Source organism: Variovorax sp. P4_D9 (assembly GCF_056401695.1).
The window spans coordinates 1-4,063 of the sequence record NZ_JBFUIU010000785.1 but is presented as its reverse complement, the minus strand read 5'-3'; the positions used below and the strand labels follow the sequence as shown (position 1 = coordinate 4,063).

Below are 4,063 nucleotides of genomic sequence, written 5' to 3'. Positions count from 1 at the left end.
CCGCCAGCGGCGTGCCAGCCAGGTCGTCGCGGTAGGCCAGGTTGCGACGCCGCACGTACCAGAGCCGCGGCAGGTTGGCGAGCCGCGTCCATTCGGCATCCGAGGGCGCCGGCGGCGGGACCGGCAAGGGCAGCCGCAGCCGCGTGAGGATCTCCAGCGGCTTGCGCAGCGCGACCTGGTTCGGCGCCGCGGGCCGGAGGGTGCGCACCCGCGATTCGAGCCGCGCGATCACTGCGCGCCACTCGGCGCGCGGCACCGGCGCCAGCACCAGCACCGCGGTGCGGTCGAGCGCGGCCTCGCTGTCCTGCAGGTCGATCGGCGGCAGAGCCAGCGACTCTTCGACCAGCGCCGGCAGCTCATCTTCGGGAATCACCGAGAAGTCGACATCCACCTCCGAGGGAAAGTAGCGCTGCGTGAAGTCGTTGGTGGCGATGATGCCGGGCGGCAGCGGGCCGGCCGGCGGCAGCGCCTCGAACTGCGTCGCCGCCGGGAAGTTGCGGTCGCCGAGCTGGCGCCTCACGTCCTCGAGATGCGTCGTGTGCTGCATCAGGTGCGCGAGGCGCAGTGCGCGCGGCGCGAAGCCCAGGCCCGGCAGGTCGCCGCGGTCGGCGCCGAGCTCGCGCCGCACCATCGCCTCGTCGATCCAGACCAGCCGGTTGCCTTCGAGCGCCAGCATCGCGAGCGGCAGCAGGCCTGAGGCCAGCGCCGCATTGCCGCCCTGCACGAAGATCGCCCGCGCCGCATGCGCGCGGCGGGCCTGCAGCGCGTCGGCGGCGCCATCGTCCTGCCACGGCACCAGCGTCACGGCGGTGGCCTCAATCACATCGCCGTCCTCCACGGTGCGCGGGCCGGTCAGCGTGGTCGGGTAGGCGCCGATCGGATTGGCCGTGTACTCCACGGGCCGCAGCGCGATCACGAACAGGCCCGTGCGGCTGCGCATCGGCGCCGCCGGAATGCGGCCGAGTCCGAAGCGCGCCGACAGTTGCTCGGCCAGCGGCAGGTCGCTGAGGTTGATGCGCAGATCGGCCGGCAGCAGCACCAGCTCGCCGGTCGGCGTGATGCCCTGGCCGGCACCGATCACCAGCTGCGAGGCGCTGTCGCCGATGTCGACCTGCAGACCGGTGGCGACACCCGAGCCGGCCGCGCGGCCGAGGTCGGCTTCGCGCGTGAGGAAGTACTGCTGGTCCTTGATCAGGTCGCGCGCCGCCAGGAAGCGGCCATCGAAGTAGCGCGGCCGCTCGCGCCGCGCGTCCTCCACCAGCACACCGCTGCTGCGCAACCGCCGCACCTCGTCGAGGGCGATCTGTTCACGCGAGGCGCCGCGCGCGACGTTCGAGAAGTTCGAGCTGCGCGAATCGAGAAACAAGGTGGCCATGACGGGCTCCGGAAGACGGGGGAATCAAAGGCCGGCCGACTGCCACAGCAGCGGCATCGACGGCAGGAAGCGGCGCGAGAAGTTGTCGGCCAGCGGCAGGTCGGCGGTGCGCTGCGGCGGATTGGCGGCGCCCACCGGCAGCAGCACGCGGGCGATGAAGACCGCGCTGGTGTCCAGGTTCGGCGGATGCTCGGGCCCCGGCGGCAGGCCCTGCGCGGTGCCGCCGACGTGGCCGCTCGCGACATAGCCGCCGAGCACCGCATCCTGCGCCGCGGCGCTTCGCTCGCTAGCGCTGCCGGTGCCGAGCAGCGGGCCGGCCGGCGGCAGCGGCAGGCCGGCCTGGGCGTCCGAGAGCCCGGTGCGCGGCACCATCAGCAGTTCGTAGGCATCGCGGATGCGCGAGGTCGACACCGCGTTGAGCGCGTCGAAGGGGCCGGCCGCGAAGCTCGGCGTCAGGCCCACCGCGCACTGCGCGAAGCGGAGGTAGACATCGGCCACCACGGCGCGCGCGGGCAGCGCCGGGTTGGCGGCGAGGAAGCGCGCCGAGACGAAGCGCTGCAGGTTGCCGTAGGCGCTGGTGCGCAGCGTATCGCCGCCGTCGGCGGCCGCGACATCGGCGAACCAGTCGGCCAGCCCGCGGCAGGCCGGGCGCGGCAGCTCGACCAGGCGGCCGAGCCGGTCGACCGCGACGCCGGGCCGAACCCGCACCTCCTCGGCCTGGGTCGCGCTCTGCGGCTGGTGCTCGACCGCGAGCCCGGCTAGCGTGCCGCCGCCGGCCAGCAGCGACAAGGCCAGCGCGAGGCGGCCGCGGTGGTAGGTCTGCTCGTCGCTGAAGTCCTGGGCGTCGAGCAGCATGCCGGTGGCATAGGCCGGCCGCTCGGCACGCGGCTGCGCGAACAGCGGGTCGGCACTGGTGGCCAGGATGGTCATGGCTTTCTCCTCTTGCTTTTGCGCGCCGGTGTCGGCTTGGGCGGTGGCGGCGCGGGACCGGCATCGCGCACGACCAGCGGCGAGACCAGCGGGCCGGCGATGACCGGGCCGGTGATGGGCGGCCGCACCGGGTCGATGACCGGCCCCACCACTGGCGGACGCACGATCGGCGGATCGATCGGCGGCAGCACGCGGTCGCGCACCAGCACCACGATCTGCTGAGGCTGCGAGCGCACGCCGTTCCTGTCCTCGACCACCAGCTGGAAGCGATGGCTGCCCGCAGGCAGGCCGTCCACCTCGATGCCGCCGACATCGGTGGTGATGGGCTTGCCGATCGTGAAGGCGACCATGGTGCGTCCTCGCGATCCTCAGGTGGCAGGGCCGACGTAGGTCCAGACGTACTTGACCACCTTGCCACCGCCCACGTCGAAGGACTTCTCGCCGCTGAGCTTGAAGCTGGTGCCCGAGGCCACGGTCTGCGGCCCCTGGAGTACCGCGGTCGGGGCGCCCTGGTCGGCGACGATCACGACGATCTGGTCGGGCTTCGACTCGTTGCCCGAATCGTCGACCACGATCAGCCTGAAGATCTGCCGGCCCACGGGCAGCGGCTTGTCGGGGCTCACCGTGACTTCGATCACCGCCTCGGCGGTGCTGATGTCGGTACCGATCACGAATTCAGCCATGTGGTTTCTCCTGGGTTGAAAAGAATCTTGGATGCGTGGTCGTGTCCCTTGGGGCGGGCGCCCGGCACGCGGTACGGGCCGAACGACCCCACTGCGCCGGCCATTGAGGCACCGCCGAGCAGCGCAGCGGTGCGCGGATCAGGGCTCGCGACTGTTTGAGCGAAGCGAGTTTGAGCGAAACCCCGCGCACCGCGAGCAGCGCAGGGCAGCCGCGAAGCGGCCGGTGACGTCGGCCGGTCCAGGGCATACCGCCCGCCGCCGCAGTCCACCCAACGCAAAAAGCAACCCGACCCGATAAGCGCTTCATGGCAATGCAACTCCCGGTTCAGTCCTGCGGCGGCAACAGCCGCCACCGGTATTCGGTGATGCGTCGCCCTTCAGGCGCACGCGACCCACTGCCGTCCAGCACGAAGCTGGTGCCCACTGGCACCGCGCGGTCGCCTCCTGCATCGGCGACCGGGGGCCCAACCAGCGCGCCGGTGTTGCCCGCGAGTCGCGGGTCGAGCACGCCGGGCCCGATGAGACGATCCCCGAGGCCCACCGAAGAGACGCCGACGCGCACCGGCCGCGGCTCGCGCGGCGGCCCGAGGTAGGTATCGACGCCGACCAGGCTGGCGATGCCGACCAAGAGCGGCCAGGTCGCGCCGACGACCCGCACCAGCACATGAGCCGGCGCCTCGAGCTGCGCGATGCGGCGGATCAGCGCGAAGTCCTGCGGCGCGAGTTCCTGATGCACCAGCACCGTGGCGCGATGCGCCAGTCGGCCGAGGAAGTCGAGCGCGGTTGCGTCTTCGCTGTCGCTGGTCGCCACGTCGGCATACAGCGCCGCGAGCTCCGCGCCTTCACTGCTGCCGACGAACAGCGTGTCGCCGACGATCGAGTTGCCGCTCTGGTGCAGCCCGGGCAGCAGCGGATCATGCGCATCGCTCATGTCGACGCCTAGCAGTGTCGCCAGGATGCGGCGCAGCCTGAAGTCCTCGATCACCACGATCTCGCCGCCGCGCACCGCACCGCCGCTGGCGACGTCGAGCGCCAGCCGCAGGCCATCACGGGTGCCGTGGCGGCGAGCCAGATC

General features: G+C 72.2%; 4 protein-coding genes and 1 pseudogene. All 5 read right to left on the bottom strand.

The features are described 5' to 3' along the window. A partial coding sequence (locus AC1DY5_RS45095; RefSeq protein WP_478120903.1) for a hypothetical protein occupies positions 1–1,375 on the bottom strand: 1,375 nt, incomplete at its 3' end. 24 nt (positions 1,376–1,399) lie between these two features. Further along, positions 1,400–2,305 (bottom strand): hypothetical protein, encoded by a 906-nt coding sequence (locus tag AC1DY5_RS45090; protein WP_478120902.1) that lies wholly within the window; start codon positions 2,303–2,305, stop codon positions 1,400–1,402. Continuing rightward, positions 2,302–2,655, bottom strand: coding sequence for a hypothetical protein (locus AC1DY5_RS45085; RefSeq protein WP_478120901.1), 354 nt, complete (start codon positions 2,653–2,655; stop codon positions 2,302–2,304). The genes AC1DY5_RS45090 and AC1DY5_RS45085 overlap by 4 nt, the downstream gene beginning before the upstream one ends. 18 nt (positions 2,656–2,673) lie before the next feature. Next, a complete protein-coding gene (locus AC1DY5_RS45080; RefSeq protein WP_478120900.1) occupies positions 2,674–2,988 on the bottom strand; it encodes a hypothetical protein in 315 nt (104 codons plus the stop codon). Positions 2,989–3,313: 325 nt separating this feature from the next. Continuing rightward, positions 3,314–4,063, bottom strand: a pseudogene (locus AC1DY5_RS45075) (phage tail protein); the annotation flags it as partial.

What these genes read in the sequence shown, in the direction of transcription:
- AC1DY5_RS45080 (WP_478120900.1), bottom strand. Translation starts at nt 2,988, where the DNA reads ATGGCTGAATTCGTGATCGGTACCGACATCAGCACCGCCGAGGCGGTG.
- AC1DY5_RS45090 (WP_478120902.1), bottom strand. Translation starts at nt 2,305, where the DNA reads ATGACCATCCTGGCCACCAGTGCCGACCCGCTGTTCGCGCAGCCGCGT.
- AC1DY5_RS45085 (WP_478120901.1), bottom strand. Translation starts at nt 2,655, where the DNA reads ATGGTCGCCTTCACGATCGGCAAGCCCATCACCACCGATGTCGGCGGC.